The sequence below is a fragment of the Oleiphilus sp. HI0125 genome, assembly GCF_001635355.1.
On sequence record NZ_LWGF01000691.1, the window covers coordinates 1 to 1,415 of the forward strand.

Below are 1,415 nucleotides of genomic sequence, written 5' to 3' on the forward strand. Positions count from 1 at the left end.
ACTTGCTGGTCCATGCTTTGTTTCTTCTATACATCAATTATCTTGTTGTTTTACATAGTTTTATATAACTAACTTTCTCTTATATATAACTAAGCTATGCTTTTTATATTACAGCCTTGAGTTCATAATAGCGCAACTTTTATGTGGCAATTTGTCACGCACAGGACATAAGTAGTTACAGCAGGAAGTACCGACGTGGCACACGTTCGCATATTAAATCATTACCTTCATAGCAAATTTATCTTTTTGGGCGCGCTAGAATTCGCAGCTCTGTCTGTCTCATTGTTTGTTGCGGTGGATATTCGCAACTACTTCTCAGAGACTGAGTTATTTTTACAAAACCCAATTGTTCAAGCATTTTTATTTGCTCTTATCTTAAATTGTTGTTCGCTGGCTATGGGCGTTTATACCTCTGTTTTTCAAGAAGGAAAAACAGGCATGATGCTGCGTACGCTTGTCGCCTATTGCTTCTTAGGCATGATCGCGCTGACCGTTTTGTTCTTTTTAATTCCGGGACTGTATTTAGGGCGAGGCGTACTTGCTTATGCTGTGATTGTTGCGTTTTTATCGGTTTTAGTGATTCGTTTGGTCTTTTATTGGGTGGTCGATTTAGCCAATCTTGGTCGCAATGTTGTGATATTGGGAGCAGGACATCAAGCTGCAGAAATTATCGAGCGTTTAAGTAGCTTAGACCAAGCGCGTAGTTTTAAGCTGATTGGTTGTGTTCCTTCAGGGGCAGAAGAAGTGGTCGTTGGCGCTGATCAACTGCTTCCTGTGCCGGCAAATTGGCTGAGCTTTGTGAAAGCGCATAATGTGACAGAGATAGTTGTTGCGCCAGATGAACGTCGTCGTACTGAGGGTGGTGGTGTTCCTGTTGATGAATTGCTTGACTGCAAGCTATCAGGTGTGAGTGTGAAAGAGCCTCTGGAGTTTTTGGAGCGAGAAATGACGCGCCTAGAAATCTCTATGTTACGTCCAGGTTGGGCTTTATATTCCAATGGCTTTACTTATTCTCAAGCGCGAGACATCGTAAAGCGCATTTTTGATCTAAGTATTGCTCTGTTCATATTGGCGATCATGTGGCCATTTATGTTGCTTACAGCTTTAGCGGTGGCTTTGGAATCTGGCTTTCCTGTTCTCTACTCTCAAAAACGCGTGGGTTATAACGGTAAAGAGTTCTCCATCTACAAGTTTCGCAGTATGCGCCAAGATGCTGAAAAAGGCGGCAAAGCAGTTTGGGCGCAGAAGAATGATTCGCGAGTGACAAAAGTAGGCGCGTTTATTCGCAATACGCGTCTAGATGAACTGCCGCAGCTATGGAATGTAATTACCGGTGATATGAGTTTTGTTGGGCCGCGACCTGAGCGTCCTGAGTTCGTTACAGATTTAAAAGAGCAAATTCCGTTTTACGATGC

The 1,415-nt window shown here is 42.9% G+C and carries 1 protein-coding gene; it reads left to right on the forward strand.

All coding sequences use genetic code 11. The annotated features are described in order from the left end of the window. Positions 1-195: 195 nt before the first annotated feature. A partial coding sequence (locus tag A3762_RS09995; protein ID WP_156493372.1) for a TIGR03013 family XrtA/PEP-CTERM system glycosyltransferase occupies positions 196-1,415 on the forward strand: 1,220 nt, incomplete at its 3' end.